Raw genomic sequence first — 19,392 nt, 5'->3', positions numbered from 1 at the left:
AATACTCTCGGTTACTCGATTACAGTCCCAGGCGAAGCGCCAAAGAATCTGCATACTCCTGCCATTGATCCAATACCTGACGCTGAAACGGTGTAGCACTACCGAGCAACTCCTGCCGCGCCTGCTTAAATGCTCCAAGGGTGTTCGGTGCCCCCCATTCAGGGGTCGACAAACGTTGCTGGCAAAAAAGCCGCCAGCGCTCTTGTTCTTCCTCGCTCAAGGTGCCGGGAAAGTTGCGAGCACGGTAGCGAAACAGCAATTCAGGCAAACGATGATCATCAAACGGCCATTGCTGATGGGCTAATTGTGCAGGCTCTGCGCTCCGTACTTGCTCACATAAGCGGCGATCTCGATCACCAATAAAACCATCGTAGAGCTGCTGCTCCGGATCTGCGCTCGGTGCAAAATCCTCCTCGGCATAAATCGCCGCCAACTTGTCGCCCCAAACTTTCTGTGCGTCAGTTAGTCGCAGCGTGCGCTCCTGACAAATCGCCATATCCAGTTGCAGGCGCTCACGATCTTCAGCCCGCAGCACGCTCAATGGCGCAACCACCGGGCAGCGGTTGATATGCACCAGCTTGAGCGGTACAGGCAGCTCGCCTTCGGCGAGGTCATCGCGACGGGTATAAAGACGGCGGCGCAGCGTATCGGCATCCAGTTCCAGCAGCCCCCGGGGATCCAGGCCCAGGTCGCAGACGATCAACGCATTGCGATTGCGCGGGTGCCAGGCCAACGGCAGTACGACCCCCAGATAATGACGCTCGGCGGAAAACCGTCCGGAGATATGCACCATGGGTTGCAGCAATCGCACCTGGTCCATGACCCGCTGTTTGCTGCGCAACTGAAACAGCCAGTCGTAGAGCCTGGGCTGTTTCTCGCGAATCAGCCGCGCCAGGGCAATAGTGGCGCGTACGTCCGACAAGGCATCGTGCGCCTGGCCATGATCGATACCGTTGGCGTGCGTCAGACGCTCCAGCTTGAGCGTGACTCGCCCCTCCTGCTCGGGCCAGACAATGCCCTCTGGCCGCAACGCATAAGCCGTGCGCACCACATCGATCAAATCCCAGCGGCTGTTGCCGCCCTGCCACTCCCGCGCGTACGGGTCGAAAAAATTGCGATAGAGGCTGTAACGCGTCACTTCATCGTCAAATCGCAATGTGTTGTAGCCGGCGCCACACGTGCCCGGCGCGGCCAATTCGGCATGCACGCGGGTCATGAAGTCGGCCTCGGCCAACCCCTTTTCGGCCAGTATCCCCGGGGTAATCCCGGTTATCGCACAGGCCGCCGGATGAGGCAGGATGTCATCACTGGGCAGACAATAAAGATTGACCGGCGGCCCGACCTCATTGAGTTCAAGGTCGGTACGAATGCCGGCGACCTGAAGCGGACGATCGCTGCGCGGGCTGATGCCGGTGGTTTCATAGTCGTACCAGAAAAGAGTGGTCACGGGCTATTCCTGTACTGAAGATCCGCAAAGTCTAGGTGCTGGACAGCCTCCAGGGCCAGCGATACCTGAACTGTACAAATATCCAGCAAAGCCTTGAGTGGTTGCTTCCACCGTCGACACTGCTAGCATCCGTGTCTCCAAACCGCTTTGCACTGCCAAGGATCGCGATGCCATCAGCTCCCCTGGACACCCGCTACCAGATCGAGACCCCGGAGGGTATCGACCTGCCATTGCGCCCGGCAGGCCTGCTGCCACGCTCACTGGCCTTTGCCTTCGACCTGGGCATCCGCGGGATTATCATGGGCGTCATGCTGCTGCCGCTGTCCCTGCTCGGCAACATTGGCATCGGACTGGGCTCATTGCTGTTGTTCTTGGTCAGTTGGTGGTACATGGTGCTGTTTGAAGTGCTCAATCAGGGCCACACCCCGGGCAAGCAGGTCATGGGATTACGCGTGATACATGACGATGGCACACCTATCGGCTGGTCCGCTTCCCTGATCCGTAATCTGCTGCGTTTTGTCGACATGCTGCCCTTCGGTTACTTCCTGGGTGCGATCAGTTGCCTGCAACACCCACACTTCAAACGGCTGGGTGACCTCGCTGCTGGCACGCTGGTGATCTACCGTGAACAGCCCCTCAACCGCCCCAAAGTGCCGCAAGGCATGGCACTGCGCCTGCCGTTTGCCCTGGACCTGACTGAGCAGCGGGCCATTCTTGGCTTCGCCGAACGCCAGGGCGAACTCTCCCCGGAACGGGTTCACGAGCTGGCGTCCATCCTGGCAACACCTCTGCAGGTATCTCCGGCTCGCGCCACCGAACAATTGAATGGCGTGGCCCGCGGCCTGCTGGGGCCAACATGAAGCAGAGCCTTTTCGAAAGCCGTCACCAACCCCAATGGCAGGCATTCGAGGACAGCCTGAAAGCCCTGGAACAAGGCAAGGCCAAGACAGCCGACATGGGCAACTTCCCCTATCAGTACCGACGTCTTTGCCAACACCTGGCCCTGGCCCAGGAGCGCGGCTACAGCAGCTACCTGGTGGACCCGCTGCAGCAATTGGCCTTGCGCGGGCATCAACAGCTGTATCGACATCGCAGCCAGCTTTCAGCCAATGCGCTGGGATTTTTGCTGGCCGGTTTCCCCCGACTGGTACGTGAGGAATGGCGTTTCGTCCTGGTCGCCGGCCTGTTGTTCCTGGGCAGCCTGCTGGGGATTGCCCTGCTGGTCTACCTGTTCCCCGACCTCATTTACAGCATCGTCGGCCCCCAACAGGTGGCCGAGATGCAGGACATGTACAACCCCGAAGCAAGCCGTCTGGGGCGAGCCGCCGAACGCGCCTCCAGCGAGGACTGGATGATGTTCGGCTACTACGTGATGCACAACATCGGCATCGCCTTCCAGACCTTTGCCGCCGGCTTGCTGTTCGGCCTTGGCAGCATGTTCTTCCTGTTCTTCAACGGCATGATCATTGGTGCAATTTCAGGCCACCTCACCGAAATCGGCTATGGCCAGACCTTCTGGTCATTTGTCATTGGCCATGGCGCCTTTGAACTCACGGCCATCGTCCTGGCGGGAGCGGCAGGCTTGCAACTGGGATGGTCGCTGATCGCGCCCGGTCAACTGACACGCGGCGAATCCCTGCGTATGGCTGCGCGCAAAAGCGTGCAGATGCTTTGTGGCGTAATGCTGTTCCTGCTGATCGCAGCCTTTATCGAGGCCTACTGGTCCTCCACCACCGTGATCGCCCCCTGGATCAAATACCTGGTCGGTGCAACGCTCTGGACCAGCGTGATCGCCTACTTGACACTTGCCGGGCGGACTCACCATGCGCCTGAGTGATGCCAGCGTAGCGATCCGCCCCCGCACCGCCTGGGAAGCCATGGACCTTGGCGTGCTCATGGCCGGTGAGCATCGCGCACTGCTGATGAGCAGTTGGGCACTGATCAGCCTGCCCGTGTTTGCACTGCTCACGGTGCTGCTGTGGGATTACCCGTCCACCGCCATGTTCCTGTTCTGGTGGCTCAAGCCGGCATTCGATCGGTTGCCGCTGTACATACTGTCCAAAGCCCTGTTTGGCGAAACACCCACTGGCAGGCAAGCCGTCCGCCAGTGGCCACGACTGCTCAAGGGCCAACTGCTGGCCAGCCTGACCTGGCGCAGATTCAGCCTGAGCCGCAGCTTCCTGATGCCGGTCAGTCAGCTCGAAGGTCTGGATGGCCAGGCACGTCAACAACGCCTGGGCGTCCTGCAACAACGCAATGCTGGTGCGGCCCGCTGGCTGACCACCCTGGGGGTGCACCTCGAAATCGGTCTCTGGTTCGGCTGCATGGCGCTCTTCTATCTATTCATTCCTCAACAAGTCGAACTGGACTGGGACTGGCAACGGCTGGCAACGGCGACAAGCCCGGAAGGACTGTGGCTGGAGCACCTGGGCAATTTTTTCTATGCCCTGATCCTGGTGTTCTGGGAACCGATCTACGTAGCCTGCGGTTTCAGCCTGTACCTCAACCGCCGTACGGTACTGGAGGCCTGGGACCTGGAACTGGTGTTCCGTCGCCTGCGCCAACGCCTGAGTACTGTGGCACCGCTGGTGGCTCTGGTGATCGGATTGTGCCTGCTGCCCGTCCATCGTCCCGCCCTGGCAGATGCCCCAACGCCCGCCAAACCCGTAAGTACCCAGTCGGCGAGCCAATCGATCAAGTCGCTACTGGAACAGCCGCCCTTCAAAAATCCCGAGACGGTCACCCGCTACCGCTTTGGCGAAGAAAAAACCGCCGACAGGAATACATCCCACAGGGACGGCAAGCTGCCGGTTTGGCTACAAACATTGCTGGACAACTTCAACAGCAATACTTTCAAGCACTTCGCCCAAGGTCTGGAGGTGTTGCTATGGAGCTTGCTGGCTGCTGCCGTGGCGCTGTTGGTGTGGCGCTACCGTGATTGGCTGCGCACGTTCGTCAGCAAACGCAGGCCTCGCAAAACGAAGATTTCCCGAGCGATCCCCACGCAATTGTTCGGCCTTGAGTTGGGCACCGAAACCTTGCCCGAAGACATCGCCGGCACCGCAGAGCAACTGTGGGTCAGCCAACCACGGGAAGCCCTTGGCCTGCTGTATCGCGGTCTGCTGAATCGGTTGCTGCACGACTTCAATCTGCCGCTGAAAAACGCCGACACCGAAGGACAGGTGCTGGAGCACATTCACCACTTGCATAAACCGCAACTGCTGACCTTCAGCGATGAACTGACGCAACACTGGCAGAACCTTGCCTACGGCCACCGCCTCCCGCCGGTCTCGGCTCGGGAAAAACTGTGCAATGAATGGCGTGCGCTATTCAGCCCGGGGGACGCCCAATGAACCGGTGGTGGCTGTGGCTCGGGTTATTGCTGGCAGGCGTGCTGGGAGCGGGAGGTTTTTACCTTTGGCACCACGCAATCCCTTATGACGAAGTCGTCGATCGTGGCCCCTCCCCGGAAGCCTTGACCAACCCTTATCTGGCGGCAGAACACTTCCTGCGCCAACAGGGCCTGGCGATTGAGCATGCCAATAACCTCGAGCGACTGGCCAGCCTGCCAGCTCAGGGCAACAGCCTGCTGCTCTTGGGCGAACGCGGCAGCATGGCGCCAAGGCAAGTGGAGCAACTGCTGGCCTGGGTGAAATCCGGGGGGCACCTGCTGATCGTGGCCGAGGCCCTGTGGGATGAAGAAACCGGTAAAAGTGGCGACCTGCTGCTCGACCGCCTGCAACTGCATCAAGCCTTCAGCGAGGAGTTTGACGAACCCGCCCTGCCGCGCAAGAAAAAAGCACCGGACCTCACCAAGCTCTACGTGGACAATGAAACCGCGCCTGCCTATTTCAGCTTTGACACCGACTTCAACCTCATCGACCCGAGGCATCTCGCACAGTTTTCCGCCAACAGCGCCAAATCCAGCCACCTGATGCAGCTCAACCTCGGACAAGGTCGTGTCACTGTGGTGACCGACAGCGACCTATGGAAGACCCCTGCCATCGGTCGGCACGACAATGCCTGGCTGCTGTGGTACCTGAACCAGGGCACCGATGTCACGTTGCTGTTCAACACAGACGTAGACGATCTGTTCACGCTGCTGTTGCGCTACTTTCCCCAGGCACTGACAGCGTTGGCGGCATTAATTGCCCTGGCGCTTTGGCACGCGGGCATGCGTCAGGGCCCAATCCAGGCACCTGCGCCAAGGGCTCGTCGACAATTGCAGGAACATCTGAAAGCCAGCGCCGACTTCCTGCTGCGACGCAGCGGCCAGGGCACCCTGCTGCTGGCCTTGCAGCGCGATGTGCTGCGTGCCGCCAGGCATCGCCACCCAGGCTTTGAACATCTCGACACAACAGAACAGTGGCAGGCCCTTGAACACCTGACGCGCCAACCCTCCCACGTCATCAGCCAGGCCCTCGGCCCACTCCCGGTGAAACGGCTTTCCAGTGCCGACTTCAGCCGTCAGGTGGCATGCCTGCAAAACCTCAGGAACGCCCTATGAGCGAATTTCCGGCCACTCCCCCCGTGCCCGACGCAACCCTGCTACACGCCAGCCAGCAAGCCCAGGCCCTGCGGGTCGAGTTGCGCAAGGCCGTGATAGGCCAGGACCCGGTGATCGACGATGTACTCACCGCACTGATCGCCGGCGGCCATGTGTTGCTCGAAGGCGTCCCCGGGCTGGGCAAAACCTTGCTGGTCCGCGCCCTGGCCCGCTGCTTCGGCGGCGACTTCGCGCGCATCCAGTTCACGCCCGACCTGATGCCCAGCGATGTCACCGGCCATGCCGTGTACGACCTGCACACCGAACAGTTCAAGTTGCGCAAAGGCCCACTCTTCACCCACCTGCTGCTGGCCGACGAAATCAACCGCGCGCCGGCCAAGACACAGGCCGCGCTGCTCGAGGCCATGCAGGAGCGCCAGGTCACCCTTGAAGGCGAGGCACTGCCCATTGGTCAGCCCTTCATGGTGCTGGCGACCCAGAACCCCATCGAACAGGAAGGCACATACCCGCTGCCCGAGGCCGAGCTGGATCGCTTCATGCTCAAGGTCCGCATGGATTACCCCGACGCCCGGCAAGAGCTGGATATGGTGCGCGAAGTGACGCGCTCGTCCCGCGCCGACATGCTGGATGTACAGCCTCTGCGCACCGTACTGACGGCCGAAGATGTGCTGCAGCTACAGCAGATCGCCAGTGGTCTGGCCCTCGACGAGCAAGTACTCGATTATGCCGTGCGCCTGGCGCGAGCTACTCGAAGCTGGCCAGGGCTGACCATCGGGGCCGGACCCCGCGCCTCGATTGCTCTGGTCCGTGGCGCGCGGGCACGGGCCTTGTTGCGCGGCGGTGAGTTTGTCACGCCGGACGATATCAAGGGCTGTGCCCTGGCGGTCTTGCGCCATAGAGTGCGCATCGCTCCCGAACTGGACATCGATGGTCTGGAGGTGGACCAGGTGCTCACACAGATGCTCGACCAGATTCCGGCACCCCGGCAATGACGCGTCCATGAAGCCCACTCGTCTGCTGTTGATCTGGCTGGGCATACTGCTGGGCCTGAGCCTTGTGCTGGGCACGGCAACAGCCTTGCAACTCAAGGTGCCCGACACCCTGTACGCCATACTCTGGGGCTTGTTCCTAGCACTGTTGCTGCTGGCACTGCTGGACGCCTTGCGATTGCGTCGTCGTCCGTCCCCACGGGTGTACCGACAGATGCCTGGCAGCCTGGCACTGGGACGCTGGGGCGAGGTACGCCTGACGCTGGAACATGATTACCCGCAGCCCTTGAAAGCACAGCTATTCGATCATGTGCCAGATGGCCTGAGCGCAGAGAACATGCCCCAGTCCATCGAACTCCGCCCTGGCGAGCGCAGCGAACTGGGATACCGGTTACGCCCGCTGCGACGGGGGCACTTCAGTTTCAATCGGTGCGAAATCTACCTGCCCAGCCCCCTGGGGCTGTGGTCGGCACGTCGCTTTATCGACACCCATGACGCCACACGCGTCTACCCCGATTTCGCACGGCTGTACGGCGCACAACTGTTGGATGTGAATAACTGGTTGAGCCAACTGGGGGTTCGCCAGCGTCAGCGGCGGGGACTGGGGCAGGAATTCCATCAATTGCGCGAGTTTCGCGAGGGCGACAGCCTGCGTCAGATCGACTGGAAGGCAACCGCACGGCAACGCACGCCGATAGCCCGGGAGTATCAGGATGAGCGCGACCAGCAGATCGTATTCATGCTCGATTGTGGCCGCCGCATGCGCAGCCAGGATGACGAACTGGCTCACTTCGACCATGCGCTCAATGCCTGCCTGCTGCTCAGTTATGTCGCCTTGCGCCAGGGCGATGCAGTCGGGCTCTGCACCTTCGCCGCAGATCAGCCTCGGTACCTGGCGCCCGTCAAGGGCAGCGGTCAGTTGAACCGGCTGCTCAACGCGGTATATGACCTGGACACCACGCGACGCACCGCCGATTACCCAGCAGCCGCCAGCCAGTTACTGGCCCGGCAAAAACGCCGCTCGCTGGTGATCATGGTGACCAACCTGCGGGATGAGGATGACGAAGCGTTCATGACAGCGGTCAAGCGCATCAGCCGTCAGCATCGGGTACTGGTGGCCAGCCTGCGGGAAGAAGTATTGGACCAGTTGCGCAACGCGCCCGTACAGACGTTAACTGAAGCCCTGGCCTACAGCGGCACCGTCGACTACCTCAACACACGCAACGAACTGCATGAACGCCTGGTAGCACAAGGTCTGTCGGTCTTGGACATCCTGCCTTCTGCATTGGGCCCCGCGCTGGTAACACGCTACCTGGGCTGGAAAAAGGCGGGCGTGCTGTAACCCAGGCGCCCACTTCTAAGCGGATGCCTGCAAGGGATCGAAGCTGAAATACTGTACCAAGGCAGTGATGAGCTGCCCGTACTCTTCGGATGCCTCAAGTACGATGAACCCGGAATCGTAATGCTGCGGGTTGATGTCTTCATGGCTCCACAGGCAGGTTGCCGTCAGGTCGATGGCATGAAGGGTGCCTTGAGGGCCGGGTACCTTCAACCGCAACTCGAAATCCACATCCACCATCATGGGCAACTGGCTGATCAACATGAGTCCATCCTCGGACGCATTGCCCAGAAACCCGATGGGTTTGTCAGTCAGGCGGTTGAACACTTGCAGAAAACAAGGCAGCTGATGCCGCTCGATCCGTCGTTCGGTAAACATGGTGAGATCGCCATCCAGTGGCCATGTTCGTGGCCGTGCCAGTGATTCGGAACGAGTATCACAACTCGCTCTCCCTGGATCTCGGTGTGACAACCGACCACTTTTGTCACCTTACAACTGCCGAATCCGGGTTTTGCCTTGGGTTATACGGAATCTTGTACAAACCAGTCTCCGAAGAATAGCCCAAGACTGGCAGCAGGCCAGCTATGAAATGACAAACATCATTACAATGGCGCCGGACGCGGCTGAGCCACGCTTGCACCGGGGTAATGCCCCAGTTGCTGCAGGGTATCGAGCCTTGCACGGGCACGGTAGGCATACTCGCTCGAAGGGTACTGATTGATGATGAACTGGTAGGTCTGAACCGCATCGACAAACAATTTCTGCCGCTCCAGGCACTGCCCGCGCAACATCGAGACCTCCGGTTGCACATAGCGCCGGGTGCGGCTCTCACGGTCGACCTGGGACAACTCCAGGGTGACGCGTTCGCAATCACCTACCTTGTAGGCGCGATACGCGTTGTTCAAATGATGGTCCATCGACCAGCGGGTACAGCCGACGACACTGACGGCCAGGGCAGCAATGAGCAAAATTCGCATGAGGGTTCTCCTGTCTTGAGCAGTGTATCGACCCCTAGTCGAAAATCTTCAAGGTTGTTCATGGATTCATCCGAAGCAAAAACAAGCGAATCGTCGATAAGTAGTGCAAACGAACAATGACTACAACGAAAGAGCATAGTAGCCTTCCCCAGCGCTTGAACTCAGGAGTCTGTGCATGTCCGTCCGTCGTACCAAAATCGTCGCCACCCTTGGCCCGGCCAGTAACTCGCCGGAAGTCCTCGAACAGCTGATTCTGGCTGGTTTGGACGTCGCCCGTCTGAACTTCTCCCACGGCACCCCGGACGAGCACAAGGCTCGCGCCAAACTGGTGCGTGACCTGGCTGCCAAGCACGGTCGCTTCGTTGCACTGCTGGGTGACCTGCAAGGCCCCAAGATTCGTATCGCCAAATTCGCCAACAAGCGGATCGAGCTGAAAATCGGTGACAAATTCACCTTCTCCACCAGCCACCCGCTGACCGAAGGCAACCAGCAAGTCGTGGGTATCGACTACCCGGACCTGGTCAAGGACTGCGGTGTCGGTGACGAACTGCTGCTGGATGACGGCCGCGTGGTCATGCGCGTCGAGACCGCGACCGAGACCGAACTGAACTGCGTCGTGATCATCGGCGGTCCGCTGTCGGACCACAAAGGCATCAACCGTCGTGGCGGCGGCCTGACGGCACCGGCCCTGACTGAAAAAGACAAGGCCGACATCAAGCTCGCTGCCGAAATGGAAGTGGACTACCTCGCGGTATCCTTCCCGCGCGACGCCGCTGACATGAAATATGCCCGTCAGTTGCGCGACGAAGCCGGCGGTACCGCTTGGCTGGTCGCCAAGATCGAACGCGCCGAAGCCGTGGCCGACGACGAAACCCTCGACGACCTGATTGAGGCTTCCGACGCCGTGATGGTTGCCCGTGGCGACTTGGGCGTGGAAATCGGCGATGCCGAGCTGATCGGTATCCAGAAGAAGATCATCCTGCACGCTCGCCGCCACAACAAAGCGGTGATCGTGGCGACCCAGATGATGGAGTCGATGATCCAGAACCCGATGCCGACCCGTGCCGAAGTGTCCGACGTGGCCAACGCCGTGCTCGACTACACCGACGCCGTGATGCTCTCGGCAGAAAGTGCCGCCGGCCCGTACCCGCTGGAAGCGGTGCAAGCCATGGCGCGTATCTGCCTCGGCGCTGAAAAGCACCCAACCAGCAAGACCTCCAGCCACCGCATCGGCAAAGAGTTCGAAAGCTGCGACCAGAGTATCGCCCTGGCGGCCATGTACACCGCCAACCACTTCCCGGGCGTGAAGGCGATCATCGCACTGACCGAAAGTGGCTACACGCCGTTGATCATGTCGCGCATCCGTTCTTCGGTGCCGATCTACGCATTCACCCCACACCGTGAAGCCCAGGCTCGCACGGCAATGTTCCGTGGCGTGTACACCGTTCCGTTCGATCCGGCTTCGCTGGCGCCGAACGAAGTCAGCCAGAAGGCAATCGACGAGTTGGTCAAGCGCGGTGTCGTGGAGAAGGGCGACTGGGTCATTTTGACCAAGGGTGACAGCTACCACACCACCGGTGGCACCAACGGCATGAAGATCCTGCACGTGGGCGACCCACAGGTCTGAGTGAGCGTTAGATGCGAAAGCCCCGACTGGTTCGGGGCTTTTTTATGCCTGAAGATTTTATGTTGTCCGTTCGGCCTCATCGCGGGCAAGCCCGGCTCCCACAGTTAACTGCATTCCGATGTGGGAGCTGGCTTGCCTGCGATAGCGTCATCAGCGTTTGGTGATAAACGCCGACAACGCCGCAATCGCTTCCGGTGACTTCAACCGCTGGATAAACAGCGCGCCTTCCTCCTCGATCACCTGCCGCAACTGTTCACGGTCGACGCTTTTCATCAGGTGCTTGCTGACCTGCACGGCCCCCGTCGCCAGCGTCTCGAAACGCCCGGCAACCTCGCGCGCCTTGGCCAGTGCGGCCTCGCCACTGCTGAGCGCCTCGGTGGCAATGCCCCAGGCCGCCGCCTGCTCTCCGGTAAAGCCTTCGCCCAACAACAACAGTTCGGCGGCCTTCGCGTGCCCGAGCAATCGCGGAAGAATCAGGCTGGAGCCAAACTCGGGGCACAACCCCAGGTTGACGAACGGCATGCGCAGACGCGCGTCCCGGCTGACATAAACCAGATCGCAATGCAGCAACAACGTGGTACCGATGCCCACCGCCACCCCGGCCACACCTGCAATTACCGGTTTTCGGCAGTTGAGCAGGCTTTTCATGAAGTTGAAGACCGGGCTGTCGAGGCTGGCGGGAGGCTCTTCGAGAAAATCGACGAGGTCGTTCCCGGCAGTAAAACATTCCGCGCTGCCCTGGATCAGCACCGCGTTGATGCTCGCATCGGCATCCGCCTGTTCCAGGGCGTCGCCCAACTGGCTGTACATGGCGCGGGTCAGGGCGTTTTTTTTGTCTGGGCGATTGAGCTGCAGGATCAGCAGCCCTTGTTCGCGCGACGATTGGATGGCATCGGTCATGGCAACTCTCGCGGCGGAAAGATTCAGCGCTCAACCACGGGGCAGGAACACGTCAGCCAGCAGTTGGTTACGCGGCAGCCCCGCCAGGAACAGGCGCTTGGAGAAGGCCTCGACATTGGCAGGGTGCCCGCAGAGTAAAGCCAGTGTTTGCCGGGAAACAAGCCGCAGTTGCGCCAAAACCTCGGTCAACTGAGCCTGGGTCCACAGCTCGACACTGAGGTTGGCATGGCTGGCGGCCAATGCAGCCAGTGGCTCGGCCAGGTAATGCCCATTGTCATCGTGGGCCAGGTGGATCACCCGGATCGCACCCCGATGCTCCTGGCGCAAGGCTTCGCGCAATATGCCCCACAACGGCGCAAGCCCGGTACCGCTGCCCATCAGCCAGAGCGGGCGCGCGTGCCAGTCGGGATCGTATTGCAAGGCCCCACCGCGCAATTCACCCAGGCGCAGGCTGTCACCCGCCTTGAGTGCACGGGCGGCATCGCTGAATTCACCCGGCAATCGGCAATCGAGGTGAAACTCCAGATACGGGTCGACTTGGGGCAGACTCGCCAGCGAATAAGGCCGTGCCACGTTACCCGTCCACAGCACCACATGCTGCCCGGCGCGGTAGCGAAACCCGCGTTCGGGCTGCAAACGCAGGCGCAACACCGATGCATTGAGCCAGTCGGCGCGCAGCACCTGTGCGGGCAAGCCATCGCTCAGCGGGTCAAACACCTCGACCTGCACGTCGCCAGCCACCGAACACTGACACGCGAGACGCCAGCCTGCCTGACGCCGGTCCGGGTTCAAGGCGTCCGGTTGCTTGTCGATGACATCGCCCCGGCAGCGCACCAGGCAGGCATGGCAACTGCCCGCGCGGCAACTGTAGGGCACGGCCACGCCCGCCTGGTTCAAGGCGTCCAGCAGGTTGCTGCCGGCGGATACCGACCAGTGGCGCTCACCGACATACAGTTCAGGCATATAAGGTCTCAATCACATAGGGTGCGCACAGGGAATCATGCCCGGCAGAGTTTGACCATAGTCGGGTGTATCGGCCACCGAGCCGGGTTATACTGCCGCGCCTTTTTAGCGTCGCGCCAGCTCCACACCGGCGTGTCTTGGAAAGGTGGCCTCAGCCGACCGATGCACCCCACTGAAGCCACCTTTATTGAATGTTCCCTTATAGAGGAGCGCGACTCATGACCGTGATCAAGCAAGACGACCTGATTCAGAGCGTTGCCGACGCCCTGCAATTCATTTCCTACTACCACCCCGTTGATTTCATCCAGGCGATGCACGAGGCCTACCTGCGCGAAGAATCGCCGGCAGCCCGTGACTCCATGGCCCAGATCCTGATCAACTCGCGCATGTGCGCCACCGGCCATCGCCCGATCTGCCAGGACACCGGTATCGTCACCGTGTTCGTGCGCGTGGGCATGGACGTGCGTTGGGACGGCGCCACCATGGGCCTGGACGACATGATCAACGAAGGCGTGCGCCGCGCCTACAACCTGCCGGAAAACGTCCTGCGTGCTTCCATCCTCGCCGACCCGGCGGGCGCGCGTAAGAACACCAAGGACAACACCCCGGCGGTCATCCACTACTCCATCGTCCCGGGCAACACCGTGGAAGTAGACGTGGCGGCCAAGGGCGGCGGTTCCGAAAACAAGTCGAAAATGGCCATGCTCAACCCGTCCGACTCGATCGTCGACTGGGTTCTGAAGACCGTTCCGACCATGGGCGCCGGCTGGTGCCCACCGGGCATGCTGGGTATCGGCATCGGCGGCACCGCAGAGAAAGCCGCGGTGATGGCCAAGGAAGTGTTGATGGAATCCATCGACATCCACGAGCTGAAAGCCCGTGGCCCGCAGAACCGCATCGAAGAGATGCGCCTGGAGCTGTTCGAGAAGGTCAACCAGTTGGGCATTGGCGCCCAGGGCCTGGGCGGCCTGACCACCGTGCTCGACGTGAAGATCATGGACTACCCGACCCACGCCGCCTCCCTGCCGGTGTGCATGATCCCCAACTGCGCCGCCACGCGCCACGCGCACTTCGTGCTCGACGGCTCGGGCCCGGCAGCGCTGGAAGCGCCACCGCTGGACGCCTACCCGGAGATCGTCTGGGAAGCCGGCCCGTCGGCCCGCCGCGTCAACCTCGACACCCTGACCCCGGAAGACGTGCAGAGCTGGAAGCCGGGCGAAACCGTGCTGCTCAACGGCAAGATGCTCACCGGTCGCGACGCCGCGCACAAGCGCATGGTCGAGATGCTGAACAAGGGCGAAACCCTGCCGGTGGACCTCAAGGGTCGCTTCATCTACTACGTCGGCCCGGTTGATCCGGTTGGCGACGAAGTCGTGGGCCCGGCCGGTCCGACCACCGCCACGCGGATGGATAAGTTCACCCGCCAGATCCTCGAACAAACCGGCCTGCTGGGCATGATCGGCAAGTCCGAGCGCGGCCCGACTGCGATCGACGCGATCAAGGACAACAAGGCGGTGTACCTGATGGCCGTCGGCGGCGCCGCCTACCTGGTGGCGCAAGCGATCAAGAAATCCAAAGTGCTGGCGTTCGCCGAACTGGGGATGGAAGCGATCTACGAGTTCGAGGTCAAGGACATGCCGGTCACCGTCGCGGTGGACAGCAAAGGTGAATCGGTGCACATCACCGGTCCTGCCATCTGGCAGAAAAAGATCAGTGAAAGCCTGGCGGTAGAAGTGCAGTAAGCACCTGACCGTTTGAATGAAGGCGACTGCGGCTCCACCGCCCAGTCGCCTTTTTCATGCCTGACACTTTTGTCAGGCCGGATGCAGCCCGCTCCCACAACGGCCCGCTCACTACAGATCCGATGGCCCATGGTATGGTGCACTCTCCTTATTGCGCCTGCCCCTCACCGTATGATCGTGATCCCCCGCCCCCTGCGCCTGACCTTCTATTCGCTGCTGATCATTGCCGGTGCGGTGCTGGCCGCCGCCGTGGCAACACGCCATGCCGAACGTCAGGCCCTGGTGGACGATGCCGCCCGTGCCAATCAGCAGCTGGCGCTGTACGCCAACTCCCTGCACACCCTGATCGAACGCTACCGAGCCCTGCCCGCCGTGCTGGCGCTGGACTCGGAAATGATCCACGCCTTGAAAGGCCCTCTGGATGCCAGCACCCAGGACGTGCTCAACCGCAAGCTGGAGCGCATCAACGGTGCCGCCCAATCCTCCACCCTGGAGTTGATGGACCGCACCGGCCTGGCCGTGGCCGCCAGCAACTGGAACCTGCCGAGCAGCTACGTCGGACACAACTATGCGTTTCGCCCCTACTTCAGCCAGACCTTGAGCCAGGGCACCGGGCGGTTTTATGCGGTGGGGGTGACCACCGGCATCCCCGGTTATTTCCTCTCCAGCGCAGTGCTGGACGAACATGAGCAGTTCCTCGGTGCCATGGTGGTAAAACTGGAGTTTCCCGAACTGGAACGCGAGTGGGCACAAGGCAATGACCTGCTGCTGGTCAGCGACGCACGGGGCATTGTGTTCATCGCCAACCAGGCGGGCTGGCGCTACCGCAATTTGCGACCGCTGTCGGAACACGACCTCGCGGAGCTCAAGGCCACCCGTCAATACGACAAGAAGCAACTGCAGCCGCTGGAGACCCAGACCCTGCAACGCTTCGACGACAACAGCCACTTGATGCGCGTCAACGGCCCTGACGGCAGCGCCAATTACATCTGGGAATCCCTGCCGCTGAAGGCCGAGGGCTGGACCCTGCACCTGCTGCGCAAACCGCAGTTCGCCTTCGAAGACCAACGCAATGCAGGCCTGGCCGCCGCCGGTTCCTGGCTGGCCCTGGTGTTTCTCGTGCTGTTCCTCAGCCAGCGCTGGCGCCTGGCCCGTTTGCGCCAGCGCAGCCGTGAAGAGCTGGAACAATTGGTGGAGGAGCGCACCCAGGCCCTGCGCACCGCCCAGGATGGCCTGGTGCAGTCAGCCAAGCTGGCGGCGCTGGGGCAGATGTCCGCCGCCCTCGCCCATGAAATCAATCAGCCGCTGACCGCCCAGCGCATGCAACTGGCCACCCTGCGCCTGTTGCTGGATCACGGTCGGGTCGACGACGCCTACCAGGCACTCACGCCGCTGGACGACATGCTCACGCGCATGGCTGCACTCACCGGCCATCTCAAGACCTTCGCGCGCAAAAGCCCCAGCGGCCTGCGCGAACGCCTGGACCTGGCCACGGTGGTCGACCAATCGCTGCACTTGCTGGACGCTCGCCTGCGCGATGAAAGCATCGGCGTCGTGCTGGACCTCACTCGCCCGGCGTGGGTTCGTGGCGACGCGATTCGCCTGGAACAGGTGCTGATCAACCTGCTGCGCAACGCCCTGGACGCCATGGCCGACAAACCGCGCAAACGCCTGGAAATCCGCCTGCACGCCGATCAGCAATTGTGGCGACTGACCGTCAGCGACAGCGGCGGCGGGATCGCCGACGAACACCTCAACAGCGTGTTCGACCCATTCTTCACCACCAAGCCGGTCGGTGACGGGCTGGGCTTGGGGCTGGCGGTGTCCTACGCTATCGTGCACGAACTCGGCGGACGCCTGGTCGCCGGCAATCGCGACGATGGCGCAGTGTTCACCCTCACCCTGCCCATCGCGCTGGAGACCCCGGACCTATGCTGAACGCGGTGATTGTGGTCGATGACGAAGCCAGCATTCGCACGGCCGTGGAGCAGTGGTTGAGCCTGTCCGGGTTTGACGTGCAGCTGTTCAGCCGCGCCGAGGAATGCCTGGCACAGTTACCCAGGGACTTTCCCGGAGTGATCCTGAGCGATGTGCGCATGCCGGGGCTCAGCGGCCTGGAACTGCTGGCCGAGGTACAGCGCCGCGACAAGGACCTGCCGGTGATATTGCTCACCGGCCATGGCGACGTGCCGATGGCCGTGGAAGCCATGCGCGACGGTGCCTACGACTTTCTGGAAAAGCCCTTCAGCCCGGACGCCCTGCTCAACAGCCTGCGTCGCGCGCTCGATAAGCGTGGACTGATCCTGGAAAACCGTCGCCTGCATCAACAGGCCGACCATCGGGCGCAGTTGGAAACCACCCTGCTGGGGGTTTCCCGGGGCTTGCAGAATCTGCGTCGCCAGGTGCTGGACCTGGCGAGCCTGCCGGTCAATGTGCTGATTCGTGGCGAGACCGGCAGCGGCAAAGAGATGGTCGCCCGCTGCCTGCATGATTTCGGCCCTCGGGCCAAGAAAGCCTTCGTGGCGCTCAACTGTGCGGCGATCCCCGAACAGCTGTTCGAGGCCGAGCTGTTCGGTCACGAGAGCGGCGCCTTCACCGGCGCCCAGGGCAAGCGCATCGGCAAGCTGGAGTACGCCCACGGTGGCACGCTGTTCCTCGACGAGATCGAAAGCATGCCACTGGCGCAGCAAGTGAAGCTGCTGCGGGTGTTGCAGGAGCAGAAGCTGGAGCGGCTAGGCTCCAATCAGAGCATCCCGGTGGACCTGCGCATCATCGCCGCCACCAAGCCTGACTTGCTGGAGGAGGCGCGGGCCGGGCGTTTTCGCGAAGACCTGGCCTATCGCCTGAACGTCGCGCAACTGCGCCTGCCGCCCCTGCGCGAACGGCGCGAAGACATTCCGCTGCTGTTCGATCACTTTGCCCGAGGCGCCGCCGAACGCCTGGGTCGCAACGTCGAGCCGCTGAGCGGCGCGCAACTGGGGCGCCTGCTCAGCCATGACTGGCCGGGCAACGTGCGCGAACTGGCCAATGTGGCTGAACGCCAGGTACTCGGCCTGGGAGAGCCGGAACCGGAAGGCATCGAAGCCGGGCAATCCCTGGCGGCGCAACAGGAAGCCTTCGAGGCGCATTGCTTGAAAGCGGCGCTGACACGGCACAAGGGCGATATCAAGGCGGTGCTGGCGGAACTGCAACTGCCGCGTCGGACCTTCAATGAAAAGATGCAGCGGCATGGGTTGGTGCGGGACTCGTTTCTCTGACCTGTTTCTCGTATTGGCCTTCAGGCCGCCTTCGCGGGCAAGCCCGCTCCCACACTTGATCCCATTCCAACTGGATGAATGCGGTCGAATGTGGGAGCTGGCTTGCCTGCGAAGAGGCCAGCGGTGATAAGCGGATTTCCGCTTATCACCCAAGATTTATCAGCGACTTTCCGCTCAAAAAAAAACGCAAACCCGTCTATTCCGGGCCCTCATCTACCTGGCACAGCTCCTGCTATAGCCCGAGCCAGGCTGTGCTTCGGCACGCTCCATAAAAACAACTAGATGAAGGATCCTTCAATGGATAACTCCAACGCCTTGCCTCTGGGGTCGGCGGCTGCGCCGGCGCAAGCACGCACTACCTCCAGCCGAATCAAATCGATTTTCAGTGGTTCCGTCGGCAACATGGTCGAATGGTACGACTGGTACGTGTACGCCGCCTTCTCGCTGTACTTCGCCAAGACCTTTTTCCCGAAAGGCGACACCACCGCCCAACTGCTCAACACCGCCGCGATTTTCGCCGTGGGCTTCCTGATGCGCCCGATCGGCGGCTGGCTGATGGGCCTGTACGCCGACAAGGTGGGGCGTAAAAAAGCCCTGATGGCCTCGGTCTACCTGATGTGCTTTGGCTCGCTGCTGATTGCCCTGAGCCCGGGCTATGAAATCATCGGCATCGGTGCGCCGATCCTGCTGGTATTTGCCCGTCTGCTGCAGGGCCTGTCTGTCGGCGGCGAATACGGCACCTCCGCCACTTACCTCAGCGAGATGGCCACCAAGGAACGTCGCGGTTTCTACTCCAGCTTCCAGTACGTGACCCTGATCTCGGGCCAACTCATCGCGCTGGCGGTGCTGATCGTGCTGCAACAGATCCTCACCACCGAGCAACTGTATGACTGGGGCTGGCGTATCCCGTTCGCCATCGGTGCGCTGTGCGCCGTGGTCGCGTTGTATCTGCGTCGCGGCATGGAAGAAACCGAGTCGTTCACCAAGAAGGAAAAAGCCAAGGAAAGCACCATGCGCACCTTGATGCGCCACCCCAAGGAGCTGATGACCGTGGTCGGCCTGACCATGGGCGGTACCCTGGCCTTCTACACCTACACCACCTACATGCAGAAATACCTGGTTAACACCGTCGGCATGAGCATCTCCGACTCCACCACCATCTCGGCGGCGACGCTGTTTCTGTTCATGTGCCTGCAACCCATCGTCGGTGGGCTGTCGGACAAGGTGGGCCGTCGGCCGATCCTGATCGCCTTCGGTATCCTCGGCACCCTGTTCACCGTGCCGATCCTCAGCACCCTGCACACTATCCAGACCTGGTGGGGCGCGTTCTTCCTGATCATGGCGGCGCTGATCATCGTCAGCGGCTACACCTCGATCAACGCGGTGGTGAAAGCCGAGCTGTTCCCGACCGAAATCCGCGCCCTGGGCGTGGGCTTGCCCTACGCACTGACCGTATCGATCTTCGGCGGTACCGCTGAATACATCGCGCTGTGGTTCAAGAGCATTGGCATGGAAACCGGTTACTACTGGTACGTGACCGCGTGCATCGCGGTATCGCTGGTGGTCTACGTGACCATGAAGGACACGCGCAAGCACTCGCGCATCACCACTGACTAACTGTCTGTCGCGGTAAAAACTGTGGGC

The 19,392-nt window shown here is 61.6% G+C and carries 16 protein-coding genes; 11 read left to right on the top strand and 5 right to left on the bottom strand.

All coding sequences use genetic code 11. The annotated features are described in order from the left end of the window. Positions 1 to 19: 19 nt before the first annotated feature. On the bottom strand, positions 20 to 1,447 hold the full coding sequence (sbcB, locus tag ACW9IN_RS12775) for an exodeoxyribonuclease I (protein ID WP_457366206.1): 1,428 nt from the start codon (positions 1,445 to 1,447) through the stop codon (positions 20 to 22). Positions 1,448 to 1,614: 167 nt separating this feature from the next. Between sbcB and ACW9IN_RS12770 the strand changes: the two genes are divergently transcribed. Genes ACW9IN_RS12770 through ACW9IN_RS12745 form a run of 6 tightly spaced genes read left to right on the top strand, consistent with a single transcriptional unit; the run spans position 1,615 to position 8,285 of the window. After that, the gene (locus tag ACW9IN_RS12770) at positions 1,615 to 2,307 is read left to right on the top strand and encodes an RDD family protein (RefSeq protein ID WP_457366205.1); all 693 of its coding nucleotides are present in this window, start codon (positions 1,615 to 1,617) and stop codon (positions 2,305 to 2,307) included. Further along, on the top strand, positions 2,304 to 3,284 hold the full coding sequence (locus ACW9IN_RS12765) for a stage II sporulation protein M (protein WP_457366204.1): 981 nt from the start codon (positions 2,304 to 2,306) through the stop codon (positions 3,282 to 3,284). Before ACW9IN_RS12770 ends, ACW9IN_RS12765 begins: the two co-directional genes overlap by 4 nt. Further along, the gene (locus ACW9IN_RS12760; RefSeq protein ID WP_457366203.1) at positions 3,271 to 4,800 is read left to right on the top strand and encodes a DUF4129 domain-containing protein; all 1,530 of its coding nucleotides are present in this window, start codon (positions 3,271 to 3,273) and stop codon (positions 4,798 to 4,800) included. Before ACW9IN_RS12765 ends, ACW9IN_RS12760 begins: the two co-directional genes overlap by 14 nt. Further along, a complete protein-coding gene (locus ACW9IN_RS12755) occupies positions 4,797 to 5,954 on the top strand; it encodes a DUF4350 domain-containing protein (RefSeq protein WP_457366202.1) in 1,158 nt (385 codons plus the stop codon). Before ACW9IN_RS12760 ends, ACW9IN_RS12755 begins: the two co-directional genes overlap by 4 nt. Beyond that, a complete protein-coding gene (locus ACW9IN_RS12750; RefSeq protein ID WP_457366201.1) occupies positions 5,951 to 6,946 on the top strand; it encodes an AAA family ATPase in 996 nt (331 codons plus the stop codon). Before ACW9IN_RS12755 ends, ACW9IN_RS12750 begins: the two co-directional genes overlap by 4 nt. A gap of 7 nt (positions 6,947 to 6,953) precedes the next feature. Then, entirely contained in the window at positions 6,954 to 8,285 is a 1,332-nt protein-coding gene (locus tag ACW9IN_RS12745; protein WP_457366200.1) for a DUF58 domain-containing protein, read from the top strand. Positions 8,286 to 8,300: 15 nt separating this feature from the next. On the opposite strand, the gene ACW9IN_RS12740 is transcribed toward ACW9IN_RS12745, so the two are convergent. Both ACW9IN_RS12740 and ACW9IN_RS12735 read right to left on the bottom strand, forming a co-directional pair. After that, positions 8,301 to 8,660, bottom strand: coding sequence for a PilZ domain-containing protein (locus ACW9IN_RS12740; RefSeq protein ID WP_457366199.1), 360 nt, complete (start codon positions 8,658 to 8,660; stop codon positions 8,301 to 8,303). 224 nt (positions 8,661 to 8,884) lie between these two features. Further along, positions 8,885 to 9,259, bottom strand: a complete 375-nt coding sequence (locus ACW9IN_RS12735; RefSeq protein WP_426216239.1) for a tetratricopeptide repeat protein — start codon at positions 9,257 to 9,259, stop codon at positions 8,885 to 8,887. Positions 9,260 to 9,434: 175 nt separating this feature from the next. Between ACW9IN_RS12735 and pyk the strand changes: the two genes are divergently transcribed. After that, positions 9,435 to 10,886, top strand: coding sequence for a pyruvate kinase (gene pyk, locus ACW9IN_RS12730; RefSeq protein WP_457366198.1), 1,452 nt, complete (start codon positions 9,435 to 9,437; stop codon positions 10,884 to 10,886). Positions 10,887 to 11,036: 150 nt separating this feature from the next. On the opposite strand, the gene ACW9IN_RS12725 is transcribed toward pyk, so the two are convergent. Both ACW9IN_RS12725 and ACW9IN_RS12720 read right to left on the bottom strand, forming a co-directional pair. After that, positions 11,037 to 11,786, bottom strand: a complete 750-nt coding sequence (locus tag ACW9IN_RS12725) for an enoyl-CoA hydratase (protein WP_457366197.1) — start codon at positions 11,784 to 11,786, stop codon at positions 11,037 to 11,039. 30 nt (positions 11,787 to 11,816) lie between these two features. Further along, positions 11,817 to 12,749, bottom strand: a complete 933-nt coding sequence (locus ACW9IN_RS12720; RefSeq protein WP_457366196.1) for an iron-sulfur-binding ferredoxin reductase — start codon at positions 12,747 to 12,749, stop codon at positions 11,817 to 11,819. A 218-nt stretch (positions 12,750 to 12,967) separates the two neighbouring features. On the opposite strand from ACW9IN_RS12720, the gene ACW9IN_RS12715 reads away from it, so the two are divergent. The 4 genes from ACW9IN_RS12715 (at position 12,968) to ACW9IN_RS12700 (ending at position 19,365) form a co-directional block, all read left to right on the top strand. Continuing rightward, complete coding sequence (locus ACW9IN_RS12715) at positions 12,968 to 14,491, top strand: fumarate hydratase (RefSeq protein WP_457366195.1); 1,524 nt, start codon at positions 12,968 to 12,970, stop codon at positions 14,489 to 14,491. 171 nt (positions 14,492 to 14,662) lie between these two features. After that, the gene (locus ACW9IN_RS12710; protein WP_457366194.1) at positions 14,663 to 16,429 is read left to right on the top strand and encodes a sensor histidine kinase; all 1,767 of its coding nucleotides are present in this window, start codon (positions 14,663 to 14,665) and stop codon (positions 16,427 to 16,429) included. Further along, positions 16,423 to 17,748 carry a sigma-54-dependent transcriptional regulator gene (locus ACW9IN_RS12705; RefSeq protein WP_457366193.1) on the top strand — a complete coding sequence of 442 codons (1,326 nt, stop codon included), beginning with the start codon at positions 16,423 to 16,425 and terminating at the stop codon, positions 17,746 to 17,748. Before ACW9IN_RS12710 ends, ACW9IN_RS12705 begins: the two co-directional genes overlap by 7 nt. A 297-nt stretch (positions 17,749 to 18,045) precedes the next feature. Further along, the gene (locus ACW9IN_RS12700; protein ID WP_457366192.1) at positions 18,046 to 19,365 is read left to right on the top strand and encodes an MFS transporter; all 1,320 of its coding nucleotides are present in this window, start codon (positions 18,046 to 18,048) and stop codon (positions 19,363 to 19,365) included. Positions 19,366 to 19,392: the final 27 nt, after the last annotated feature.

Source organism: Pseudomonas sp. SDO5271_S396, from assembly GCF_054071795.1.
This window is presented reverse-complemented; position numbering and strand designations above follow the sequence as displayed.

Coding starts and splice junctions, on each gene's coding strand:
- ACW9IN_RS12770 (WP_457366205.1), top strand. CDS start 1,615: ATGCCATCAGCTCCCCTGGACACCCGCTACCAGATCGAGACCCCGGAG.
- ACW9IN_RS12765 (WP_457366204.1), top strand. CDS start 2,304: ATGAAGCAGAGCCTTTTCGAAAGCCGTCACCAACCCCAATGGCAGGCA.
- ACW9IN_RS12760 (WP_457366203.1), top strand. CDS start 3,271: ATGCGCCTGAGTGATGCCAGCGTAGCGATCCGCCCCCGCACCGCCTGG.
- ACW9IN_RS12755 (WP_457366202.1), top strand. CDS start 4,797: ATGAACCGGTGGTGGCTGTGGCTCGGGTTATTGCTGGCAGGCGTGCTG.
- ACW9IN_RS12750 (WP_457366201.1), top strand. CDS start 5,951: ATGAGCGAATTTCCGGCCACTCCCCCCGTGCCCGACGCAACCCTGCTA.
- ACW9IN_RS12745 (WP_457366200.1), top strand. CDS start 6,954: ATGAAGCCCACTCGTCTGCTGTTGATCTGGCTGGGCATACTGCTGGGC.
- ACW9IN_RS12740 (WP_457366199.1), bottom strand. CDS start 8,660: ATGTTTACCGAACGACGGATCGAGCGGCATCAGCTGCCTTGTTTTCTG.
- ACW9IN_RS12735 (WP_426216239.1), bottom strand. CDS start 9,259: ATGCGAATTTTGCTCATTGCTGCCCTGGCCGTCAGTGTCGTCGGCTGT.
- pyk (WP_457366198.1), top strand. CDS start 9,435: ATGTCCGTCCGTCGTACCAAAATCGTCGCCACCCTTGGCCCGGCCAGT.
- ACW9IN_RS12725 (WP_457366197.1), bottom strand. CDS start 11,786: ATGACCGATGCCATCCAATCGTCGCGCGAACAAGGGCTGCTGATCCTG.
- ACW9IN_RS12720 (WP_457366196.1), bottom strand. CDS start 12,749: ATGCCTGAACTGTATGTCGGTGAGCGCCACTGGTCGGTATCCGCCGGC.
- ACW9IN_RS12715 (WP_457366195.1), top strand. CDS start 12,968: ATGACCGTGATCAAGCAAGACGACCTGATTCAGAGCGTTGCCGACGCC.
- ACW9IN_RS12710 (WP_457366194.1), top strand. CDS start 14,663: ATGATCGTGATCCCCCGCCCCCTGCGCCTGACCTTCTATTCGCTGCTG.
- ACW9IN_RS12705 (WP_457366193.1), top strand. CDS start 16,423: ATGCTGAACGCGGTGATTGTGGTCGATGACGAAGCCAGCATTCGCACG.
- ACW9IN_RS12700 (WP_457366192.1), top strand. CDS start 18,046: ATGGATAACTCCAACGCCTTGCCTCTGGGGTCGGCGGCTGCGCCGGCG.